The organism is Microbispora oryzae (assembly GCF_017896165.1).
GTDB classification, from domain to species: Bacteria; Actinomycetota; Actinomycetes; order Streptosporangiales; family Streptosporangiaceae; genus Microbispora; species Microbispora oryzae.
Genome location: NZ_JAFCNB010000012.1, coordinates 1 through 20,094, shown reverse-complemented (window position 1 = coordinate 20,094; position 20,094 = coordinate 1). Strand labels below are relative to the sequence as shown.

Sequence of the window (20,094 nt, the reverse complement as noted above, 5' to 3'; positions counted from 1 at the left end):
GTGATAGACGTCCACTACCCGGGCCCTCGGGGAGTGGAGGAGCACACCCGTGACAGAAACGACCCGTCTCCTGCTGGAACGCCTGCACGCGGCCGGCCTGACCGACGTCGTCGCGGTCGAGCCGGCCGCTGGAGGCCTCGCCGCGACCGCGGGGCTCGCGCGCCGCGGTGACGGCGCGCCGGTGTTCGTCAAGGCGTTCGGCGAGCCGCCGTCGGACGACGTCTTCGTCGCGGAGGCCGAAGGGCTCACCGTGCTGCGCGAGGCGGGCGGCGTCGCCACACCCGAGATCATCCTCGCGGACCGCGACCTGCTCGTGCTGTCCGTGCTGCGGCCCCGGCCGGACACCGAGGCCTTCTGGGAGCGGTTCGCGCACGCGCTCACCCACCTGCACACCACCACGCGGTACCCCCGCTTCGGGTGGCACCGGGACAACTGGCTGGGCCGTCGCCGGCAGGTCAACACCTGGAATGACGACGGGTTCGAGTTCTTCGCTCAGCACCGTCTGCTGCGCTGGCTCGGCGAGCGTCGCGTCCAGGAGGCGCTCGACACTGCGGACCGGGCCGCGCTGGAGCGGCTGTGCGACCGGCTGCCCCAGTTGCTGCCGGTCAGGCCCGCGTGCCTCACGCACGGCGACCTGTGGGCGCTGAACGTCATGGCCACCCCCGACGGGCGGCCCGCGCTGATCGACCCGGCCGTGTCGTACACGTGGGCCGAGGTCGACCTGGCACACCTCTGGACGACGGCGCCGCCGCCCGAGGCGCACGTGTTCTTCGAGCTGTACGCCGAGCTGACCGGGCTCGACCGCGACTGGCGCGCCCGCATGCCCATCCTCCAGCTACGCCAGCACCTGGCGGTGATCGCCCAGTTCGACCCCGACTGGGGCGCCGCCGACCTCGTGCGCGCCACGCTCGCCCCGTTCCGGCGGCGGCCGTGAGCTCAGCCGAGGACACGAGGGAAGCGGGGGCGGCGAGAGCCTCGTGAGCCCATCAGTGCGAATACGACTTGCCGCAAGCTCCTGGGGATGCGAAGGATTAGGCCATGGATCGCCAGTTGATCAGCCATCTTGCTCATCGGGACCATCCGATCGCCGCGCCGGTCTCTGGCGCCCACGTGACCCGGCTACTGCGCCGGGCTCGGCTGCCCGAAGGGGCGAGGATCCTCGATCTCGGCTGCGGCGAGGCGGCTTGGACACTACGCGCGCTGGCTCTCTACCCGGATGCGACCGCCGACGGTGTGGACATCTCTGCAGAAAGCCTCAAGGCGGCTGAGCACGCAGCCGAGATCCAGGGTGTCTGGGAGCGCATCCGACTTCACGGAAGACCGGCCGCCGACTTCCCGGTCGCCGAGCAGTACGACCTGGTGCTCTGCGTCGGGGCCACACACGCGTTCGGCGGGCTCAGCCCGACCGTCAGGCACGTCCGCCGCTATCTGCGGCCGAATGGACTGGCACTGGTGGGCGAGGGCTTCTGGGAGCGCGAGCCGACGGCGGAGGCGCTCACCCGGCTGGGCGTCGAGACGTCCGATTACCTCGACCTACCGGGCACCGTCACCGCCGCCGAATCCGCCGGCTTCGACCTGATCTACGCCTACACCAGCGACCTGGCCGAATGGGACGAATACGAGTGGTCCTGGACGGGGACGCTGCTGCGCTGGGCTAACGAGCATCCCGGCCCAGACGCCGACGCTGCTCGCACGGCGGCTCTGGAGCACCGCGACATGTGGTTGCACGGTTACCGGGGAATCCTGGGCTTCGCCACGCTCCTACTCCAACGACGACCTGACCCGTCCTAGGACCTGGATGAGGTTTGAATCATGAGGTTGTTCAGCGCTGATCATTCAGCTTGGTGGGTCATCGCTGGATCAGAGCCTCCCGCGCCCCAGCTCGTTCCCCTATGGGGTGCTCTGCGCCATGGAGATTAGAAACGGCAAAATTGACGACATTGTCCCTATTGTTGCTCTGCACGTAGACAGTTGGCGTTCGGCGTATGCGGGGATCATGCCCGACAGCTTCCTGAACGGGCCCCTGACCGATGACCGGCTCACACTGTGGCGGGAACGGCTGGCTTCGCCTGTGCAGGGTTCAGGGCTGTTCGTCGCTCACGACGATGGAGAGCTGCTTGGCTTTGTCTATTTGTTTCCGGCTCCCGATGAGCGCCACGGACGAGCGGATATGCCGTTTCCAGCAGGGTTTCGAGCTGCCCGAGTTCGAGTACGCCTGGCCGATGAACTGATCGGTTGGATGCGCACCTCGGGCCTGCACGGGACTTCGGAACTTCAGATGGCTTGAAGGCTTCGGATCCACACGATGGCTCCGCCGACGGGGCAGGAGACGCCCGTGCCGCAGCAGCCGTCCGGGTTACGGAAAAGGTACCGCTGGTGGTAGCGGTATGCGGCTCAGGCGTCGGGCTGCCGGCCTGCCTCGCTGAGCAGCCGGTCACCGAGCTCGGTCCGCGAGTAGAGCACCTGCCGGCCCGCCCGGCGCGAGGTGAGCAGCCCGGCGGCACGCAGCGCCTGGAGGTGCACACTGAGCGTCGGCGCGGAGAGCGCCATCTGAGTGGCGGCCTGGCTGGTCGACATCGGCAGGTCGAGCTGGGCCATCAGGGCCGCCCGGGTCTGCCCGAGGACGCCGGCAAGCGCCGAGCCGGTCTGCTCGGGGTACTCCTCCCAGAGCCGGCCGAGGCCGCGCGGGGAGTAGGAGACGCTGGGTGAATCCGGCTGCGCGGTCCGCACCAGGACGTCCGGCCAGGCGAAGGCGCACGGCACGAGGAACAGGCCGCGCCCGCCGCAGTCGGCGTGGCCCTCGTAGTACTTGACGATCCTCAGCGTCTGGTCGGCGAACGTCACCGACGGGTGCAGGTTGCTCATCATCCGGTCGACGCCGCCGTCGGCCAGGGCATCGAGTCGGTAGGCGATGTCGTCGTTGAGTAACGCATTGATCCGCGGCCAGTCCGGGGCGATCGCGACCCGGTGGTAGGTCTCGAGCGCCTCCGTGACGGGGCCGATGCCCGCATCCGGCCGGTCCACCAGCGCCTGGAGCAGCGCTCGCCGCCCTTCGCGGCCGGGCCCCTGCTGGGCGACCGGGTGGGCCGCCAGGTGCGCCAGCTCCTGTGCCACGATCTCCGGATCGGCGTCGGCGATCTGCGCCAGAGCGTCCGCGAAGGTCGAGGACCGGCGACCCGGCGGCGGCACCATGAAGTCGGGGATGTAGCCCTCCGGACGCACCAGCGCCCGCAGCAGGTCGAGGTCGCGCTCGCGCAGCCGGCCCGCTCGCTCGGCGAACCTGTCCATCCAGGGACGGTGCAGGTGCCGCCCCTGCCTGCGGGCGGCCAGCGTACGCAGGCTGGCGACCGTCTCCATGAGGGGTGAGGCGGCGAAGCGTACACGGGTCAAGTCCGTCGCCGTGAAGTGCAGGTGGATCACGCGGCCGCCCTTCCGATTAGCTCTGAGCCTAATCGTGGCGGTGTGTGTGATGTCAGGACAGACTTAGGTCATCCTCGTTGACCACGGATAGGAATCGAAGATGCGCACACTGATCTACACCGCCTTCGTCTCGCTGGACGGCGTCGTCGACTCTCCCGGCGGCGGCACCGAGACCCACCGCAGCGCCGGCTGGACCTTCAAGGACATCGAGTTCCTGCCCGAGGCCTACGAGCTGAAGGGCCGTGAGATCGAGGAGGCCACCGCGCTGATGTTCGGCCGGACCAGCTACGAGGCGTTCGCGCCGGTATGGCCGGGCATGGAGGAGTTCGCCGCTCTCAAGGAGATGCCGAAGTACGTCGTCTCGACCACCCTCGGCCAGGACGCCCTCGTCGACAACTGGGGTGACATCACGATCCTGCGCTCCCTCGAGGACGTCGCGAAGGTCAAGGAGACCGACGGCGGCCCCATCTTCATCCACGGCAGCGCCGCCCTCGCCCACGACCTCTCCGACGCCGGCCTGATCGACCGCTACCACCTGCTGGTCTTCCCCGTGCTGCTCGGAGCCGGCAAGCGGATGTTCAGCGACACCGACAAGGACAAGCAGATGCTGAAGGTGGTCGAGTCCGAGACGTACGCCAACGGCATCACCAAGCTCGTCTATGACGTCGTCCGCTGAGGTGGCCGTCATGACCCGCGAATCGATGATCGAGGCCCTGCCCGCAGCGTACGAACGACTGCACGCGTACGGGCCGGAGTTCGGCGGCGACGAGGAGGGCAACCACGGGTTGACCAACCACGGTCCGATGGCCGTGGAGGTCATGGTCCGGCGGGGGCTCGACATCGACGTCGAGGGCTGGCTCGACCGCTACGTACGCCGTCTGGCGGAGCTGCCCGGCACGAGCGCGGCCATCCGGCCCGGCGAGTGGCGCGCGGCGCTGGGCCAGGCGCGACGGCTGCCCGACTGGGCCGCGTACTTCCGCCACGACCTGACCGAGCGCCCGTGGCAGGAAGTGCTCGCCGAGTGGTGGCCACGGCTGCTGCCGGGCATCGTGGCCGGCTCGACCCACGGCGTGATCCGGGTCAGTCACGCGGTGCGTACGCTGCGCGGCACCGCTTGCGCCCCAACACGCCAGACCCTCGACGAGCTGGCCCACGGGCTGGCGTTCTGGGCCGCGCGCTACCGCGAGCTCGCCGGGGTGGTCGCGCCGGAGGGCACCCTCACACCGCAACAGGCCCTGCCGGCCGTCACCCGGCTCAAAGAGCAAACCGGCTTCATCGCCCACCGGCTCGACCGGCTCGAGCGCAGCTCGGGCTGGACTGGGAGCCTGCGCGCGCTGAAACCCGCCGCGTCCGCCGAGGAGGTCCCGGCGCGGCTGGAGTCGCTCGTCGACAGCGCCGCCCAGGCGTACCTCACGCTCGGCCACGGCTCGCCGGTCCTGCTGGTCCACGCCGCTACCGCGCCCAACGCCGTGCGGCACGTGCTCCCGGTCCTGCCGGCAGAGCAGTGGCTGCCGAGCCTGACGGCGGCCTGGGCGGCCGTGGTGGCGGTCATCGCGACGTACGCCCCGGCCCGGCCGGCCCCGTGCGCGGAGATCGTCCGGCGCTATCCCGAGCTGACCCGCGAGGACGCGCTCCAGCGAGCAGCTGAGCACGGCGACGAGCACGTCCTGAAGTTCGCCGACACGGCCGTCGAGTCTTACGACCGCATCGGCGACCCCGAACTGCTCGCCGCGACCCTGCACGTCGGCGAGCTGATCGGCCGTCCCTGACGCGAGCAAGTTCAGGCGTCGCCCAGGAAGCGGGCCTCATCCCGAAGTGAGGCCCGTTCGACAAGTAGCATTGCCAATATGGCAAACGACGACGCCGTGGTCCTGGCCTCCGTGGGCCCGCGGCTGCGTGCGCTGCGCAAGAAGCGCGGCAGCACCCTGAGCCGGCTCGCGGAGTCCACCGGCATCTCGGTCAGCACGCTGTCGCGTCTCGAGTCGGGTGAGCGCAAACCCACCCTGGAGCTGCTGCTGCCGCTCGCGCGGACCTACCAGGTGCCGCTCGACGAGCTCGTCGGCGCGCCACCGGTCGGTGACCCGCGGGTGCGGATGACGCCGATCCACCGCGACAACATGACGATCCTGCCGCTGACCCAGCATCCCGGTGGGCTGCAGGCGTTCAAGATGATCATCGCCGTCGACCGCTGCGCTCCCGAGCCGCGTACGCACGAGGGCTACGAGTGGTTGTACGTGCTCAACGGGAGGCTGCGGCTGGTGCTCTCCGAGCACGACGTCGTGCTCAAGGTGGGAGAGGCGGCGGAGTTCGACACGCGGCTGCCGCACTGGTTCGGCAGCACGGGAGATGGGCCGGTGGAGGTGCTCAGCCTGTTCGGGGCGCAGGGCGAGCGGATGCACGTCCGGGCGAAGCCCCGCGGCGCGTAGTCCGGCGGGCGGTCACAGCACGGCCGGCGCTCGCGACGGCGACTGGGGGCGCCCTCGCGCCACGGGCGCGAGGGCGAGCAGAAGCAGCGCGGCGGCCAGAGGGATCAGGTCCTTGCTCACCAGCGGCATCACGGCCTTGACGGCGCCCCATGTCCGGGCAAGCAGTGACCAGACCGTCAGCGGGTGCGCCAGAACGTCCCGTTGGCCGTCGGGTCGTCGGGGTCGCCCTGCGGCACCGTGAAGCCCGCGCCCCAGACCGTGGCCGTACCGGGCCTGCGCGCAATGGAGAATACGACGGCGTCGGTGCCCGCCTTGTGAGGAAGCGGGGTGCGCGTCCAGGCCGACCCCGTGACGTGCCACAGGGCGGGGTTCCAGCTGCCCTGCACGACCCATACGCCGCCGCTGCCGTCCGGTTCCACCTCCGTGTACGGCTGCGCCTGGGTCGAGCCGACCGAGGCGGCCCATGCCCTGCCGTTCCAGCGCATCACCAGGGTGCGGCTGTAGTTCACGTCGTCACCCTCGTCGTTCGCCCCCTCCCAGGTGACGCCCCCGACGGCCCACACGTTCCCGGGGCCCAGCACCGCGATGTCCTCGATGGCCGCGACCGCGTCGGATTGGGGGAGCGTGAGCGCGGGGGTGGGCATCAGCGCCCAGGACCTCCCGTTCCACCGCATGATCGCGGGCTGGCCGCCCCTGCCTCCCGCCGCCCACACGTCGCCGGACCGGTACGCGTCGACGGCCGCGGCCTGGCCCGGGAGCTTCACGCTCCTCCAGGAGGACCCGTTCCAGTGCCTCGCCGAGGCCGTGCCCCCGACCGCCCAGATGTCCTTCGCGCTCGTCCCGTCGGCGTCGGCGGCCGCGAACGCGCCGCCCAGCGAGGCGGAGGCCCACGTGCGCCCGTTCCAGCGGGCGGCCTTGCCCGGACCGAAAACCCACACGTTCCTGCTCGACGTGGCCGTCACGGCCCGCAGCTCGTACGGCGGGCTGTTCGGGATCACCCGCCACGTCCTGCCGTCGTACCACTGGACCAGGCCCCGCTGCTGTCCGTTCACGATCCGGTGACCGGCCGCCCACACCGACCCGTTGCCCAGGACGGTCACGTCGTTGAGGACGTCGTCGCCGGGCAGCGTGTTGACCCTGGCCTGCTTCCACCCCGGCGTCGGCCCCTCGGCCCGGTGTGCGGCTCCGGACGCCGCCGTGGCCGGCACACACGCCAGCCCGAGCGCCGTCACTCCTGCGATGAAAACGGTACGCATGACGCTTTCCCTCCGTTCACATGTATGACGCCCGGAGGAGAGCCGTAGTTCACGGAAAGCCGGGAGCGGCAGACGCTGTCCGTGCTCGAGCCGGCGATGGTGAAGGACCGAACGGAACCGGCGCACGCCCACCGGCCGAGCACGGGTAGCACCGCCCGGCGCCGCGCCATCAACGGAAGCGCGGCCGGCCGGGTCCGCGCCGCGGGCTGCGGCGCGGATCCGGCCGGCCGGTGTCACCGCCGGATCAGCTGCGCGACCACTTCTGGTTCGAGCCGCCGTTGCAGGTCCAGATCACCAGCTGCGTGCCGTTGGCGGTGCCGGCGCCGTAGGCGTCCAGGCACTTGTTCGAGCCGACCCCGACGATCGTGCCGTCGGAGTTGAGCGTCCACTGCTGGTTGGCGCCGCCGTTGCAGTCGTAGATGTCGACCCGGGTCCCGTCCGCCGTGCCCTGTCCAGCGGCATCGAGGCACTTGGTGCCGTAGACCATGAGCTGCTTGGAGGACGTGGCGGTCCAGGTCTGGTTCGCGCCGCTGTTGCAGTCCCAGAGCGCGACCTGGGTGCCGTTGGTCTGAGAGGCGTTGGGGACGTCGACGCAGCGGCCGGAGGCCTGTCCCCTGATGGGGCCGACACTGGTGTTGCCGTTTCCGCCGCTGGTCGCGGTGACGGAGAGGTTGTCGAACATGTCGGTCTGGTATCCGACCACTCCGAGCCCGACCTGTCCGGTGAAGTAGGAGCCGTCCGTCACCGAGCCGAGCGCGGTGCCGTCGAGGGTGGCGCTGATCTGGTTGCCCGAGAAGCTGAGCGAGATCGTGTGCCAGGTGTTGGTCCCGAGCGAGCTCCGGGTGCCCGAGGTGAGGGTGCTCACCGCGCCGGACGTGGTGCTCTTGGCGATCGACCAGGCTCCGGAGCTGTTCAGCCGCAACTGGTAGGCCGCCTGGTGGCTCTGCGGGCGCTGCTGCGTGTTCGCCCGCCCGAGCAGCGTGATGGTGCCGGCCTGCTGGAAGTCGACGTCCACGCTGACCTTGTAGTTGCTCCAGGACGGGTCGCCGACCAGGCCGAACGCGTCACTGTCGTCCTGCCACTCGATCGGACGCTGGGGGGTCACCTGCTGCAGGCACTGACCGGACCGGCCGGCGGCGCAGGGCCGGACCTCGAAGGAGCCCTGCATGTCGGAGAAGTACTTGGCCTCGGTGCGGGAGGCGTAGGACTCGAAGTCGTCGGAGTACGGCAGAGCCAGCGGCGCGCTCGCCGGGCCGGCCTCCGTGCCCTTGCCCTGGCCGGTCGTCGTGGTCACCGAGTAGATCCGGTTCGGCTGCATGGTGAGCGAGTAGGAGCCGTTGCTCGGGGTGATGTCCGGCTGCCTGACGAACCAGTCGGCGGGGTTGTTCGAGCCGAGGTTGGTGGACCACACGTGCACGGTCCCGGTGCTCAGTCCACCCGTCACGTTGACGTTCACGGTCTGCGTGCTCGACGACGTGGTGGTCTCGTAGATGGTCGAGTAGTCGGTGTTGTTGGTGGACTTCAGGGAGATGTAGCTGCCGTTGCTCCGGTTGCCGCCGAGGTATCCGCTCGCGGAGCCGGTGAGGAAGCGCCAGCCCGGCTGGGTGAACTGGGCGACCTGGGCGTTCGCCCACAGGCTGCGGCCCAGCTGGTAGGCGCCCGACCACGGCGAGTTGGCGACCGCCAGGGCGGTGGTGTTGAAGGGCAGGTTCGGGTAGAGCGCGGCCACCAGCGGCCAGTTGACGAAGCCCGTCATCTGTCCGTCGATGTATCCGCGGGTGATGCTGCGGATGTAGGGGGCCGAGCCGCTGATGTAGTCCTGCGATCCGAACTCGCTGTTCCAGATCGGCTTGCCGGTGGCCACGGCGTTCGCGCTGGACGGACACGAGGTGGCGTCGCCCAGGTAGCCGCACAGGTAGTGCGACCCGACCACGCCGACCGCCGCCTTGAACGCGGGGTCGCTCTGCATGTCGTCCGCGGTGGACAGGCCGAAGCTGTCGTCACTGACGATCTGCACGTTGCCGTAGCCGTTGGAGTTGAGGGCCGACCGGAGATTCTCGTACCAGGTCTTGTTGTGCCCGCGCTCGTTCCATCCGCCGATGTAGCTGATCGTCAGGCCGTGCTGCTTGGCGCAGTTGAGCCAGGAGATGTCATAGTTGATCATGTCCTGGGACCAGAAGTTACCGCCGCCGATCCAGCCCGGCGCGGTCCACGGCAGCGCGATCAGCTTGATGTTCGGGTTACGCGCCACCGCCTGCTCGCCCAGCCAGAACTCGTAGCCGACGTTGCAGTTGATGTCACCGCGGGCGTGCTCGATGCTGGGCTCGGAGCCGTCAGTGGAGTTGGCGTCACCGCCGATCTCCAGTTTCAGCAACTGCACCGCCGCGCCGTACCCGGGCTTGAACAGGTAGTCCAGGATCTGTGAGCGCTGCGTCGCCGGGTAGTCGATGAGCAGCCGGGAGTTGCCGCCGCCGCCGCTGATCGCCCCCACCCCGTCGAACGTGCGTCCCGTCGAGCCACCGTTGACCGTGATGGTCGTCGTGGCTGCCTGGGCCGCCGGCGCGGACGTCACCACGGCGCCGGCGCCGGTCACGGCCGCCGCGACCGTCGCCATTACGATGCGGACCCATTTCCTGTCGCCGACTGGTCGACGTTTGCGCATGCCGGACCTCCGGGGGTGTCCGTGTGGGGGATGGGTGACGGGCGGTTCACCGGCCCTGCCGGGTCCGGAGCGGTCGGCCCCGGCACGCTCGGTTGGACGTCGTACGTCACACTTCTGTTGGAAGCCGTTTGAAAATGTCAGAGCGCTTGGGACATGTCAAGACGTAGTCAGACGGGAAAACCGGCCTGTGAACCTGGCAGAACCGGCGGGCAGCAGAAACGCGTGGGTCGGGTGTCGCCTGCGCTGAACGTTTCACGCGTACGTTCGGTTGCGCCCGGTTATGGCAGAGATTGTTGGAACGCGAGGCATCGCGAGGAGGCGAAGACGGACTCTCCGCTCCACCCCCTGTCGTCGCTTTGCCTCGGACGAGGACGACATGAACCGGCTGTGCGGCAAGGCGGTCCGCCTCGTGTCCGTGTAGACCAGCTGCCGCCTCATGCCATCCCCTGGCCGACCGCCACCGGCGGCCCGACGTCCTGGCCGGCATGCCGGAGCGCCGACCGCAGCGCGCCGGGACCGGCGGGCAGGAGCGGCAGCCGTACGGCGGGGGTCGGGATGCGCCCCTGCGCGTGCAGGACGGCCTTGACGACAGTGGGGTTGGGCTCGGCGAACAGTGCCGCCGACAGGGCGGCGAGGCGGTGGCCGAGCGGCCGGGCGCGTACGGCGTCGCCCGTGCGCCACGCGTCGATCAGTTCGGCGAACTCCGCGGTGCGCAGGTGTGCCGAGGCGACGACGCCGCCGTGCGCACCGAGCGCCAGCAAGGGCGAGACGACCACATCGTCGCCGCCCAGCAGCGCGAAGCCGGGCGGCAGGTCGGCGAGGAGCCCGACGGTGTCCGCGTCGATCCCCCCGACGGCGTACTTCATCCCGGCGACGCCGGGCAGGGCGGCCAGGCGCAGGACGGCCTCGGGCGACAGGCGCTGCCCGGTCCGGTACGGGACGTGGTAGACCACGAGAGGCACCGGGCTGACCGCTGAGAGCGACGTGAGATACGCGACCACGCCGTCCTCGCCGGGCCGCACGAACGGCGGCACGAGCGTGAGGGCGGCGGTCACCTCGGGACGGCCGCGCAGGGCGGTCAGCGCCTCCGCCGTCCCGGCGCCGACCAGTAGCCGGGCCGAGCGCGCACGGCAGACTCCGGCGACCACGTCAACGACGGCCCGCCGTTCCCCGGAGCTGAGCGACGAGGGTTCCGCCGTGGTGCCGAGGGCGACGACGCCCGCCGCGCCGCCGTCGAGCACGTCGTGCGCCAGCGCCTCCAGCGCGGTGAGGGCGACTTTCCCCTCGTCGTCGAACGGGGTGACCAGGGGCACGTACAGACCGGTGAGCATCATGGGCCCAGCGTCGGGCAGCGCGACCGGTTAGGTCCATTTCACGTTTCTGAACAGAACCGTAAGCTGTTCTGATGCTCGATGTGCGCCGTCTCCGGCTGCTGTGTGACCTGTCGCATCTCGGCACGATCGCCGCCGTCGCGAAGGCGCACACTTACACGCCGTCGGCGGTCTCCCAGCAGCTGTCCCTGCTCGAACGGGAGGCGGGCGTCGCGCTGCTCGAACGCACCGGGCGGCGGGTGGCCTTCACTCCGGCCGGCCGGCTCCTCGTCGAGCACGCCGAGACGGTGCTCGCCGCCCTGGAACGGACGTCGGCCGCGCTCGCCTCGATGTCAACCGGGCTGTCCGGCCCGCTGCGCATCGGCGCGTTCCCGACCGCGGTGCGCACGCTCCTGCCCGCGGCGCTGGTGGAGCTGGGACGGCGGCATCCCGGGCTGGAGCTGATGGTGACCGAGCTGGACCCGGTGGCGGTGCCGGCCGCCCTGCGCGAGCGGCGGCTCGACGTGGGGCTGCTCCACGACTACGACGTGGTGCCCGTCGACCCGGACCCCGCGCTCGGCACCGTACCGCTGCTGGACGAGACCGTCTTCCTCGCCCTGCCTGCGGCCATGCCGCCCGCCGAGCCGCGGCCGCGCGCCGCCGGTTTCGCGGCCCTGGGCACTTCGGCGGGTGCCTCGCCGGCTGCTTCCGCCGGTGCCGCGACGGGCGGGGACGGCGACCCGCTGGTTCGCGTGCGGGACGCCGACTGGATCATGGCCAGTCCCGGCACCCTGTGTCACGACGTCATGCTCCAGGTCTGCCGGGCCGCCGGTTACACGCCCCGGGCGCGTCACCACGCCGACGACTTCGCCACCGTGCTCGCCCTGGTCGCCGCCGGTCAGGGCGTGTCGCTCGTCCCCAAGCTGGCCGCGGCGGAGCCGCCCGCCGGCGTCCGCCTCGTCCCGCTGCCCACACGCCGGCGGACCCGCGTCGCCTACCGGCGGGGCGCCGCCGCCCACCCGGCCGTCGCCGCGTTCGTCTCCGCGCTCCGCGCCTCCACCGGCGAGTTCCTGGCCCGGTAGATCGCCCAATACGGTGGCGGCTCGTGTCGTGGAGATCACGTTGGTGGTGGGCCGCCGCCTTGATCGTGTCGTCGGCCGGCGCGCCGCGAGCCTTGACCCTGTAGTGAAGGTTCTCGCCAGAAACGGTGCCGGCCCTCGATCGCGGGTTCGGTCTGGTGGTCCTGGCGGAGCGTTTCCGGCTGATCGGCGGAACCGTGCGCGGCGGGCCGGCGATGCGGGAGGCCGGCGTCTTGAGGGCCGGCTGCTCGCGCCGCAGCTCATTTCGGCGCCTCCCGCTTGCTCCGCGACGAGCCGACGCCCCCTACCAGCGCGGGCTACATCGTGATGACCGATTTGGAGGGAAGCGACTTCTGCTTGGACTGAACGCCGGGGAACTTCACCCCGGTGAGGTCTTCGGAGACGGCCCACAGCCGCTGCTGGACGGCTACCCCATACGACTCCGGACTGGAGGTGACCAGCCGGGGGTGGCCCATGACCTCGAAGCGTCCGCCGGGACCGTAATACTGGCCGCCGAGCACCGCGGGGTCGGTGGCGGCGCGCAGGGTCGGCAGCGCGCCCATGGCCGGCGTCTGGGCGATCAGCGGCGCGAGCCAGGTGAGTGGAAGCCGGAGGGCCGCGGGGCTGTTGCGGGCGAGCTCGGTGCTGGAGAGCCCGGGGTGCGCGGCAACCGCGACGGTGGTGCCGTGCGCGGCGAGCCGACGCTGCAGCTCGTAGGTGAACATCAGGTTGGCCAGCTTGGACTGACCGTAGGCGGCGGCCCGGCCGTACGACCGCTCCCACTGCAGGTCGTCGAAGTGGATCGCGGCCCGGACACGGTGGCCGATGCTGCTGACCGTGACCACGCGGGAGCCGGGCACCGGCAGCATCAGGTCCAGCAGCAGCCCGGTGAGCGCGAAGTGGCCGAGATGGTTGGTGCCGAACTGCATCTCGAAGCCGTCCCGGGTGGTCTGCTTCGGGGTGTACATCACGCCGGCGTTGTTGATCAGCAGGTCGAGCCGGTCGAGCCTGGACCGCAGCGCCGCCGCCGCGGTGCGGACGGAGTCGAGCGAGGTCAGGTCCAGCGCCTGCACGGTCACGTCCCCGGTCATGCGGGCCGCGGCCTGCTCGCCCTTCTCGACGTTGCGTACGGCGAGCACCACGGACGCCCCGCGCTCGGCGAGCGCCTTGGCGGTCTCGTACCCCAGTCCGGTGTTGGCCCCGGTCACCACGGCCACCCGTCCGCGCTGGTCCGGAATGTTGGCCGTCGTCCACTTCGCGCCCATGTCAGGCTCCCAACTAACTAACGTACCAAAGGTATCTTGCACCGACGACGCTAAGGTACTTCCGGTACGTTGTCAACGTACCGGAGGTACCTAAGTTAGGCTGGCGGTCGTGACTTTCCAGCGGGCGCGCACCGAAGAGCAGCGGGAGATCCGCCGACGGGCGATCCTCGACATGGCGTCGGCGATGCTCGACGAGATGCCCGTGGCCGCGGTCACCCTGAACGAGCTCAGCCGCCGGGTGGGCCTCGCGAAGCCGAACGTGCTGCGCTACTTCGAATCTCGCGAGGCGGTGCTGCTGGAACTGCTGGATCGCTTCCTGCGGGAGTGGCTGACGGAACTGGCGGACGAGCTGGCGGCCGGCGTCGACGAGAATCTGCCCATGGCCGAGCGAGCGGCAGCGGTGGCCGAGATCCTCAGCCGCTCGCTCTCCAGCCGAGTGGTACTGTGCGACCTCTTCGGCTCGCAGAGCGGCGTCCTGGAGCACAACGTCTCCGTCGAGGTCGTAGCACGCTACAAGCGCGCCTACCTGGAGCGCCTGGCGACCATGACCGCCCTGATCCAGAACCACCTGCCGGAGCTGGGCGAGAACGCAACACTGTTCAGCCTGCAAACCATGGTCATGGCCGGCGCGCTGTCGGCGTACAGCACACCCCCACCCAGCCTGCAGGCGGCCTACCAGGCCGAGCCCGACCTCGCCCGCTTCCACATGGAGCTGAAGGACTCCTTGAAGTTGGCCCTGACCGCAACTCTCCTGGGCGTGCTACCCCGCCGCTGACCTGCCTTGCATCGACAGGTCCTGGAGCCTCGATAGCGCGTCAGCAGCTCTTAGGGCGCTTGCCGCGGTCGGGAACGCAGCCCTGAGGTGGCGGAGCTCAGCAGGCGGATGAGATCGTCGCGTTCGGTACTGGGCCAGGAGCTGAAGCCCGTGGTCAGGGTCGTGTCGATGACTCGCTGGAACTCACCGCTGAGCGCCTCGCCTTCAGCGGTGAGGTGGACGCGAGTCACGCGGCGGTCGTCGGGGTCGGGTCGACGGGTCAGCAGGCCGCGCCGCTGAAGCCGGTCGACCAGGCCGGTGATGTTGGTTTTGTCACAGTGCAGCAGGGCCGCCAGCTCTCCGGATGACGGCTGCCGATGTCGAGCGAAGCACAACAACTGCGCCTGCTGAGGAGTCAGCCCCAGCCGACGACTGGCCGCAGCGAACAAGCCGTCGATCTCCTGAAAGAGGCCGATCAACATCTCGACGAGTTCGTCCTCGTGGGCGGCGGCCATAGAGAAAGTCTACTACCTCGACCGTTGACATGCCCAACCAAATAGTTGATGATCTCGACTGTCCATAGGATCGTCTAATTGGAGGGGTTATGCGTGCCGAGGAGCGGGTTGCGGTCGTTACCGGGGGATCGCGCGGCATCGGACGCGCGATCAGTGAGCGGCTCGCCGTAGCGGGAATGCACGTCGTCATCGGCTCCCGCGATCAGGAAACGGCGGCGCGGGTCGTCGCCCGAATCAAGGACGTGGGCGGGCAGGCCACCGCGATCCGGACCGACATCACTCAGCCCGCAGCGGTCAAGGAGCTGTTCGACGCTGCCGAGAACCAATACGGCCGCGTGGATGTGTGGGTGAACAACGCGGCCACGGCAACCGCGGGGCCGCTATCTCATGCCACCGACGACGACTTCGATCAGTATGTACACGCGAACATCCGGGCCACGTTCGTGGCCCTCCGTGAGGCCGCACGGCGCATCCGCGACCACGGCCGGATCATCGTAATCTCCTCCGCCCTGACCGTCTCACCGTTGCCCGGCATGGCGCTGCTCGCCGCGGGCAAGGCCGCGGGTGACCAGTTCGCCCGTACTCTGGCCTGGGAAGTGGGCTCCAGATCCGTCACAGTCAACAGCGTCCTGCCCGGTCTGACCCGTACCGGCGTCATCGACACCGTCCCCCAGCACGTCATCGACGACGCCAAGGCACGCACGCCGTTGGGCCGTTTGGGCGAACCGTCTGACATCGCCGACATCGTCGCCTTCCTCGCCTCCGATGCCGGCCGCTGGATCACGGGCCAAATCATCCACGCCGCAGGAGGAATGATCTGAGATCCGCGCCCGGCAAGGCAGACTGGGCTGCAGGGCGATCGTCGGCATGAGCGGCACGGTCGCCGCGTAAACCGCGAGCTCGGCGACCACCTGATCGTCGGCTTCTTCCTCTACACGGGTCAAGAAACGGTGGGAAGCGACCCCGGCCGCCGTCGGTATGGCCTGCCACCATGGCCCGTCTGCCGACAACTGATCCCCCAGCGCCCTGTCGTGAAAGGCCTCGCCGGAAACGGGCCTGGCCCTCGATCGGCGCCGGGCCTGCCGGGCGACCTAGGGCCAGGAGTTCCGCCGCCAGTTCCGAGCGGGGTGATCGCTGAGCCGGCACCAGGGCCGGCGCACGGTCTGCGCAACCTCGGGCGCACATTGCGCAATTTACCGACATAACGGGCGGGCCGCATCTGGCAATGTGGGCAGGCGTTGATGGAGTGCCGCGGTCCTATTGAGATATCGACTGCGATAGCGCAGGTCACGTGGGGTCGCAGCGCCGTCGTGGCGCGGTCTCGGCGGGCACGGACAGGGCGCGGCGAGGACGTCGCCGAGATCTCGATCAGTGTCGGGACCTCTTTCCACCATCATCGCCGGCTTCGGCGTTCGCCGGGCAAGCCGAGCCGGGATGTGCGTCCTGCGCACGTCGCACGACCGACAGGAGAGGAATCGATATGACCAACGTCATCGTCATCACTGGGGCGTCCAGCGGTTTCGGCGCGCTGTCCGCGCGCGCTCTGGCCGATGCCGGCAACATCGTCTACGCCGGGATGCGTGCCACCACCGGCCGCAACGCGCCGCAGGTCCAGGCTGCCGCCGACTATGCCAAGGAGTACGGCGTGGACCTGCGCTCGATCGAGCTGGACGTGAGCTCACAGGAGTCCGTCGACGCGGCGATCGCACAGATCGAGGCCGACTCCGGCCGGATCGACGTTCTGATCCACAACGCCGGCCATATGGTGGTCGGCCCGGTCGAGGCGTTCACCCCTGAACAGCTCGCCGAGCTGTACGACGTGAACGTCCTGTCGACCCAACGGGTGAACCGTGCGGTGCTGCCGGGCATGCGGCACCGTGGGCAGGGCCTGGTGATCTGGGTGTCCAGCTCCAGCGTCAAGGGCGGCACCCCGCCGTACCTGGCGCCGTACTTCGCCGCGAAGGCCGGCATGGACTCGCTCGCGGTGAGTTACTCAGCCGAGCTGGCCCGGTGGGGCGTGGAGACCTCGATCGTGGTCCCGGGATCGTTCACCAGCGGAACCAACCACTTCGCCCATTCGGGCCGCCCAGCCGACACCGACGTCGAGACGGAGTACGAGGCCAGGTATACGGGTTTGATGGATCAGGTCTCGCAGAAGCTCGCCGCCTTGTTCCCCGCGGAAGCCGACGTCTCGCTGGTCTCCGATGAGATCACCCGGATCGTCGCCCTGCCGGCCGGGCAGCGGCCGTACCGGGTTCACATCGACCCGGCGAACGACGGATCCGAAGAGGTCTCGAATGTCGCCGACCGCGTCCGGCGCGAGTTCTACGCCCGCATCGGCCTCGATGACCTGCTCACCGTTCACAAGTAGAACTGACAGAGAAGAGGAGTAGCGATGCGTGCAGCTGTCGCGACCGGGGTGAATGAGCCTCTGTCGATCGTGGAACGGGATGTGCCCACGCCAGGGCCGGGTCAGGTGCTGGTCCGGCTCATCGCGTGTGGGGTGTGTTTCACCGACCTGAACCTGGTCCGGGGGCACTACCCGTTCGCGCGGTTCCCGGTGGTGCCTGGGCATGAGGTCACCGGTGTGGTGGAGTCTGTCGGGGAGGGCGTCACCTTCCCGGCGGTGGGCACCCATGTCGGGGCGCAGTTCCTCTACGACTCATGCGGGCACTGCGACTACTGCGTACGGGGCGAGCAGATTCTGTGCCCGTCCAAGCGGATCACCGGCATCATGACCGATGGCGGATACGCCGAGTACGGCATCTTCAAGGCCGGGTTCGTCACCCCGCTTCCGGACGGGCTGGACCCGATCGCGGCCGCGCCACTGATGTGCGCGGGCATCACCGCCTACAACGGATTGCGCCGGGCCGGGATCACGCCTGAGTCCAGGGTGGCGGTCATCGGTGCCGGCGGCATCGGGGCACTTGCCATCCGGTACGCCGTCGCCATGGGCGCTCGCGTCGCGGTCATCGGGCATTCGCGCCGGTCGGAGCAGGAGGCGCTGGGACTGGGCGCCGAGCGGTTCATCGCCGGCGGGGAGGAGGATCCGGCGGTCGCGCTGAAGGCCTGGGAAGGTGGCGCCAACGTCGTACTGAACGCGGCCCCTACCACCGCGGCCGCCGCGTCGACGCTTGGCGGGCTGGCCCCCGACGGCACGCTCGTGCTGTGCGGGTACGACGCGGGCAACCTCTCGTTGCCGACCATGCCGATGGTCCTCAACCGGCTGCACGTCATGGCCAACCCGTCGGGCTCCCCGCACGACCTGCGCGACACGCTGCGCTTTTCCGCGTCCCACAACATCCTGCCCGAGATCACCCAGATCTCGCTGGACGAGACGCCGAAGACGCTGGAGGCGATGGCCGCAGGTGGTGTCCACGGCCGCCGGGTGATCGTCTTCTAAGGCGCAGGCGACTCGGTGCTGGGTGATAAAGCCGGCGGAGCGGGCGGTGAAGGCGCCCGCTCCGCCGTTTCATGAACGCGCACCCTCGCCGATCCGCTGCTTCTCCATCAGTTGATCTCGATGATTCGTCCCGTTCCTCGCACTCGGACGGCTTGATCCTGGGCTGACCGCAGGTCAGGCCTCACCAGAGGTCAGGCCGACCGGGCACGCGACACCGGTGCCGCCGATACCGCAGTAGCCGTTCGGGTTACGGAACAGGTACTGCTGGTGGTAGCACTCCACTTCAGGCAAAAATCGCAAGGCCCGCGCCCGCCCTGGCAGGACCCTCAACTAAAGGGAACACCGCCCTCCATACTGGCGGGCGGGACAGCGTTCAGAGCCGCTCCGGCAGGAGCATGAACGCTCCGGTGTGCTGTGGGCGGACAACAGTGAAGTGGCGGCGATCGAGAGTGGCCACCTCTGTGATACCGAGTCGTTCAGCGACGGCGACGACAGAGGCATCCACCGCGCCGAGGGGAAGACTGGCGTATGTCTCAACCAGAGTGCTCATTCGCTGAAGATCACGATCCGCGAGCTCCACCAAGGTAAGGCCAGACCCGAAGGATCGCAGGAACGCCGCCTCCGCCTTGCTCCCCTGCCGCTTCTCAACGAGTTGACAGACCTCGGTGACCACGGTCGCGGGGACGAGCAGTGGCTCTGGATGGGTCTGCAGAAGGCGGGCACAGGCCTCGTGGTAGCGATCGCGGATGTTCAGTGCGGCGATCAACGGACCCGAGTCAATGACGATCACAAGGAGTGATTGTCCTCCGCACGCAGGATCTCCTCCGAGCGTTCCGCGAAATCAGGCTCCGCTTCGAGCAGGCCGATGAACGGCAAGTCACGTACCACAGGCGCTTCTTCGAGCTGATCCCGGACAAGCCGGAGCAGAGGAGCCACCTTCTCCTCCGGCAGCCGATCCACCAGGTGGTGGAGTTCCTCGCGCATCACGCTCATGCATCGAGTGTAATCAGTCGGGCTGCTACGGACAGTCCCGTAGCGTCTCTCCTTTACTTCCGCGAACCTGGCCGCTGCCGAGGCTGTCAGCCCAGGGCCTTCAGGCGTCTCCGGGCCGACGAGACCCGCCCTCAGGCTTCGCCGGCGGTCAGGCCGACGGGGCGTCCCAACCAGGCCGCAGTAGCCCTCCAGGCTCTCGGCGCGTGATAGCGGCTTCCGAGCGGCACTCGGACCTCACTTCAGGCAGCGGGAGCCCGAGGTGTCAGCCGGACCTCGACGTCCGCGTCCAGGGCACGTGCCAAACGCTCCAAGACCGGCAACGTGGGGATTGTCCCGCCCGCTTCGAACCGCGCCACCGCCGACTGCGTCATGTCGGCCTGACGGGCCAGGTCATTCTGGCTCCAGCCCCGCCCTTCACGCATCGCCCGAACCGTTTTGCCCAGCTCGTAGGCCAGACGCGTCGCCTCATAGGCCTCAGTCGCACCCGGCTCAGCCAACCGGCGATCCCTGAGCTCTCGCCAGCTCTCCTGCTCGCTCATATCGCTTCTTCTTCCCCATCGACGGTGTGCGCCATCTCAATACAGCGACGCATAGCTCGCCGAGCCCGTTCGGCCTCACGGTCCTCGCGCATCCGAGTCTTGCGGAACACCGTCAAGAGCACGATCCTGCGACCCGTTGCAATCCAGTAGGTGATGCGCACAGCGATCTCGTCCAGATGAAACCGCAGTTCGCGGAGCTTGCCGTCAAGCTGCTTCGTATAAGGCTCACCCAGCAGGGGACCCTCCGCAGCCAGCAGATCAACATAGAAGGCCACCCTCGCGAATGCCTCCGCAGGTAAATCCTCAAGCCACTTCCGAACCTCTGGCTCAAGCTCCACCGTACCCCGAGCAATTGTCAAATCCTGTGGATTGCGTGTGATTCACAGAGCTCGAAGCCATTGGTCGAGGGCTGCGAAGTCGTCGTCGGCGAGTCCCCGGTATGACTCCACGTGGTGGAGGAGAGCCTGGCCGC

Annotated in this window: 21 protein-coding genes and 1 pseudogene; 11 read left to right on the top strand and 11 right to left on the bottom strand. The window is 69.2% G+C overall.

Annotated elements, in window-relative coordinates; all coding sequences use genetic code 11:
• The first annotated feature begins 49 nt into the window (after positions 1-49).
• The 3 genes from JOL79_RS21265 (at position 50) to JOL79_RS21255 (ending at position 2,287) form a co-directional block, all read left to right on the top strand.
• Entirely contained in the window at positions 50-934 is an 885-nt protein-coding gene (locus JOL79_RS21265) for a fructosamine kinase family protein (protein WP_210157630.1), read from the top strand.
• A gap of 104 nt (positions 935-1,038) precedes the next feature.
• The gene (locus JOL79_RS21260) at positions 1,039-1,791 is read left to right on the top strand and encodes an SAM-dependent methyltransferase (RefSeq protein ID WP_210157629.1); all 753 of its coding nucleotides are present in this window, start codon (positions 1,039-1,041) and stop codon (positions 1,789-1,791) included.
• Between the two features lie 118 nt (positions 1,792-1,909).
• Positions 1,910-2,287 (top strand): GNAT family N-acetyltransferase, encoded by a 378-nt coding sequence (locus JOL79_RS21255; RefSeq protein WP_210157628.1) that lies wholly within the window; start codon positions 1,910-1,912, stop codon positions 2,285-2,287.
• 107 nt (positions 2,288-2,394) lie between these two features.
• Here the strand turns inward: JOL79_RS21255 and JOL79_RS21250 are convergent, their stop codons facing one another.
• Positions 2,395-3,390, bottom strand: a complete 996-nt coding sequence (locus tag JOL79_RS21250) for an ArsR/SmtB family transcription factor (RefSeq protein WP_210157627.1) — start codon at positions 3,388-3,390, stop codon at positions 2,395-2,397.
• Positions 3,391-3,520: 130 nt separating this feature from the next.
• Here JOL79_RS21250 and JOL79_RS21245 point away from each other — a divergent pair, with 130 nt between their 5' ends.
• The 3 genes from JOL79_RS21245 (at position 3,521) to JOL79_RS21235 (ending at position 5,846) form a co-directional block, all read left to right on the top strand.
• The gene (locus tag JOL79_RS21245; RefSeq protein ID WP_210157626.1) at positions 3,521-4,096 is read left to right on the top strand and encodes a dihydrofolate reductase family protein; all 576 of its coding nucleotides are present in this window, start codon (positions 3,521-3,523) and stop codon (positions 4,094-4,096) included.
• Between the two features lie 10 nt (positions 4,097-4,106).
• Positions 4,107-5,189, top strand: a complete 1,083-nt coding sequence (locus JOL79_RS21240) for a questin oxidase family protein (RefSeq protein ID WP_210157625.1) — start codon at positions 4,107-4,109, stop codon at positions 5,187-5,189.
• Positions 5,190-5,267: 78 nt separating this feature from the next.
• Positions 5,268-5,846, top strand: coding sequence for a helix-turn-helix domain-containing protein (locus JOL79_RS21235; RefSeq protein ID WP_210157624.1), 579 nt, complete (start codon positions 5,268-5,270; stop codon positions 5,844-5,846).
• 176 nt (positions 5,847-6,022) lie between these two features.
• Here JOL79_RS21235 and JOL79_RS21230 read toward each other — a convergent pair whose 3' ends face one another.
• The 3 genes from JOL79_RS21230 to JOL79_RS21220 all read right to left on the bottom strand — a co-directional run bounded on the left by JOL79_RS21230 (position 6,023) and on the right by JOL79_RS21220 (position 11,098).
• Positions 6,023-7,102: a hypothetical protein gene (locus JOL79_RS21230; protein ID WP_210157623.1), complete on the bottom strand. Its 1,080-nt coding sequence runs from the start codon at positions 7,100-7,102 to the stop codon at positions 6,023-6,025.
• A gap of 244 nt (positions 7,103-7,346) precedes the next feature.
• Positions 7,347-9,716 carry an RICIN domain-containing protein gene (locus JOL79_RS21225; protein ID WP_210157622.1) on the bottom strand — a complete coding sequence of 790 codons (2,370 nt, stop codon included), beginning with the start codon at positions 9,714-9,716 and terminating at the stop codon, positions 7,347-7,349.
• A 482-nt stretch (positions 9,717-10,198) separates the two neighbouring features.
• Positions 10,199-11,098, bottom strand: a complete 900-nt coding sequence (locus JOL79_RS21220; protein WP_210157621.1) for a dihydrodipicolinate synthase family protein — start codon at positions 11,096-11,098, stop codon at positions 10,199-10,201.
• A 71-nt stretch (positions 11,099-11,169) separates the two neighbouring features.
• Between JOL79_RS21220 and JOL79_RS21215 the strand changes: the two genes are divergently transcribed.
• Positions 11,170-12,156: a LysR substrate-binding domain-containing protein gene (locus tag JOL79_RS21215; RefSeq protein WP_210157620.1), complete on the top strand. Its 987-nt coding sequence runs from the start codon at positions 11,170-11,172 to the stop codon at positions 12,154-12,156.
• Positions 12,157-12,470: 314 nt separating this feature from the next.
• On the opposite strand, the gene JOL79_RS21210 is transcribed toward JOL79_RS21215, so the two are convergent.
• The gene (locus JOL79_RS21210) at positions 12,471-13,418 is read right to left on the bottom strand and encodes an SDR family NAD(P)-dependent oxidoreductase (protein WP_210157619.1); all 948 of its coding nucleotides are present in this window, start codon (positions 13,416-13,418) and stop codon (positions 12,471-12,473) included.
• Positions 13,419-13,527: 109 nt separating this feature from the next.
• On the opposite strand from JOL79_RS21210, the gene JOL79_RS21205 reads away from it, so the two are divergent.
• On the top strand, positions 13,528-14,193 hold the full coding sequence (locus JOL79_RS21205; RefSeq protein ID WP_210157618.1) for a TetR/AcrR family transcriptional regulator: 666 nt from the start codon (positions 13,528-13,530) through the stop codon (positions 14,191-14,193).
• 50 nt (positions 14,194-14,243) lie between these two features.
• On the opposite strand, the gene JOL79_RS21200 is transcribed toward JOL79_RS21205, so the two are convergent.
• Positions 14,244-14,687 carry a MarR family winged helix-turn-helix transcriptional regulator gene (locus tag JOL79_RS21200; protein ID WP_230985198.1) on the bottom strand — a complete coding sequence of 148 codons (444 nt, stop codon included), beginning with the start codon at positions 14,685-14,687 and terminating at the stop codon, positions 14,244-14,246.
• Positions 14,688-14,776: 89 nt separating this feature from the next.
• On the opposite strand from JOL79_RS21200, the gene JOL79_RS21195 reads away from it, so the two are divergent.
• The 3 genes from JOL79_RS21195 to JOL79_RS21185 all read left to right on the top strand — a co-directional run bounded on the left by JOL79_RS21195 (position 14,777) and on the right by JOL79_RS21185 (position 18,090).
• The gene (locus JOL79_RS21195; protein ID WP_210157617.1) at positions 14,777-15,508 is read left to right on the top strand and encodes an SDR family NAD(P)-dependent oxidoreductase; all 732 of its coding nucleotides are present in this window, start codon (positions 14,777-14,779) and stop codon (positions 15,506-15,508) included.
• A gap of 659 nt (positions 15,509-16,167) precedes the next feature.
• The gene (locus JOL79_RS21190) at positions 16,168-17,058 is read left to right on the top strand and encodes an SDR family oxidoreductase (RefSeq protein WP_210157616.1); all 891 of its coding nucleotides are present in this window, start codon (positions 16,168-16,170) and stop codon (positions 17,056-17,058) included.
• A 24-nt stretch (positions 17,059-17,082) separates the two neighbouring features.
• Complete coding sequence (locus JOL79_RS21185; protein ID WP_210157615.1) at positions 17,083-18,090, top strand: alcohol dehydrogenase catalytic domain-containing protein; 1,008 nt, start codon at positions 17,083-17,085, stop codon at positions 18,088-18,090.
• 174 nt (positions 18,091-18,264) lie between these two features.
• Here JOL79_RS21185 and JOL79_RS21180 read toward each other — a convergent pair.
• The 5 genes and pseudogenes from JOL79_RS21180 to JOL79_RS21160 all read right to left on the bottom strand — a co-directional run.
• Positions 18,265-18,369: pseudogene (locus JOL79_RS21180) on the bottom strand (peptide-methionine (S)-S-oxide reductase MsrA); the annotation flags it as partial.
• Positions 18,370-18,463: 94 nt separating this feature from the next.
• On the bottom strand, positions 18,464-18,880 hold the full coding sequence (locus tag JOL79_RS21175; protein ID WP_210157614.1) for a type II toxin-antitoxin system VapC family toxin: 417 nt from the start codon (positions 18,878-18,880) through the stop codon (positions 18,464-18,466).
• Positions 18,877-19,083 (bottom strand): hypothetical protein, encoded by a 207-nt coding sequence (locus JOL79_RS21170; RefSeq protein ID WP_030506893.1) that lies wholly within the window; start codon positions 19,081-19,083, stop codon positions 18,877-18,879. Before JOL79_RS21170 ends, JOL79_RS21175 begins: the two co-directional genes overlap by 4 nt.
• A gap of 239 nt (positions 19,084-19,322) precedes the next feature.
• The gene (locus JOL79_RS21165) at positions 19,323-19,622 is read right to left on the bottom strand and encodes a helix-turn-helix domain-containing protein (RefSeq protein ID WP_210157613.1); all 300 of its coding nucleotides are present in this window, start codon (positions 19,620-19,622) and stop codon (positions 19,323-19,325) included.
• Positions 19,619-19,960, bottom strand: a complete 342-nt coding sequence (locus JOL79_RS21160; RefSeq protein WP_307848652.1) for a type II toxin-antitoxin system RelE/ParE family toxin — start codon at positions 19,958-19,960, stop codon at positions 19,619-19,621. The genes JOL79_RS21165 and JOL79_RS21160 overlap by 4 nt, the downstream gene beginning before the upstream one ends.
• Between the last annotated feature and the right edge of the window lie 134 nt (positions 19,961-20,094).

Excerpts from the sequence above, each read along its gene's own strand:
- JOL79_RS21210 (WP_210157619.1), bottom strand. The coding sequence starts at position 13,418 with ATGGGCGCGAAGTGGACGACGGCCAACATTCCGGACCAGCGCGGACGG.
- JOL79_RS21225 (WP_210157622.1), bottom strand. The coding sequence starts at position 9,716 with ATGGCGACGGTCGCGGCGGCCGTGACCGGCGCCGGCGCCGTGGTGACG.
- JOL79_RS21235 (WP_210157624.1), top strand. The coding sequence starts at position 5,268 with ATGGCAAACGACGACGCCGTGGTCCTGGCCTCCGTGGGCCCGCGGCTG.
- JOL79_RS21215 (WP_210157620.1), top strand. The coding sequence starts at position 11,170 with ATGCTCGATGTGCGCCGTCTCCGGCTGCTGTGTGACCTGTCGCATCTC.
- JOL79_RS21260 (WP_210157629.1), top strand. The coding sequence starts at position 1,039 with ATGGATCGCCAGTTGATCAGCCATCTTGCTCATCGGGACCATCCGATC.
- JOL79_RS21230 (WP_210157623.1), bottom strand. The coding sequence starts at position 7,102 with ATGCGTACCGTTTTCATCGCAGGAGTGACGGCGCTCGGGCTGGCGTGT.
- JOL79_RS21190 (WP_210157616.1), top strand. The coding sequence starts at position 16,168 with ATGACCAACGTCATCGTCATCACTGGGGCGTCCAGCGGTTTCGGCGCG.
- JOL79_RS21200 (WP_230985198.1), bottom strand. The coding sequence starts at position 14,687 with ATGGCCGCCGCCCACGAGGACGAACTCGTCGAGATGTTGATCGGCCTC.
- JOL79_RS21185 (WP_210157615.1), top strand. The coding sequence starts at position 17,083 with ATGCGTGCAGCTGTCGCGACCGGGGTGAATGAGCCTCTGTCGATCGTG.
- JOL79_RS21255 (WP_210157628.1), top strand. The coding sequence starts at position 1,910 with ATGGAGATTAGAAACGGCAAAATTGACGACATTGTCCCTATTGTTGCT.
- JOL79_RS21195 (WP_210157617.1), top strand. The coding sequence starts at position 14,777 with ATGCGTGCCGAGGAGCGGGTTGCGGTCGTTACCGGGGGATCGCGCGGC.
- JOL79_RS21220 (WP_210157621.1), bottom strand. The coding sequence starts at position 11,098 with ATGATGCTCACCGGTCTGTACGTGCCCCTGGTCACCCCGTTCGACGAC.
- JOL79_RS21240 (WP_210157625.1), top strand. The coding sequence starts at position 4,107 with ATGACCCGCGAATCGATGATCGAGGCCCTGCCCGCAGCGTACGAACGA.
- JOL79_RS21165 (WP_210157613.1), bottom strand. The coding sequence starts at position 19,622 with ATGAGCGAGCAGGAGAGCTGGCGAGAGCTCAGGGATCGCCGGTTGGCT.
- JOL79_RS21170 (WP_030506893.1), bottom strand. The coding sequence starts at position 19,083 with ATGAGCGTGATGCGCGAGGAACTCCACCACCTGGTGGATCGGCTGCCG.
- JOL79_RS21245 (WP_210157626.1), top strand. The coding sequence starts at position 3,521 with ATGCGCACACTGATCTACACCGCCTTCGTCTCGCTGGACGGCGTCGTC.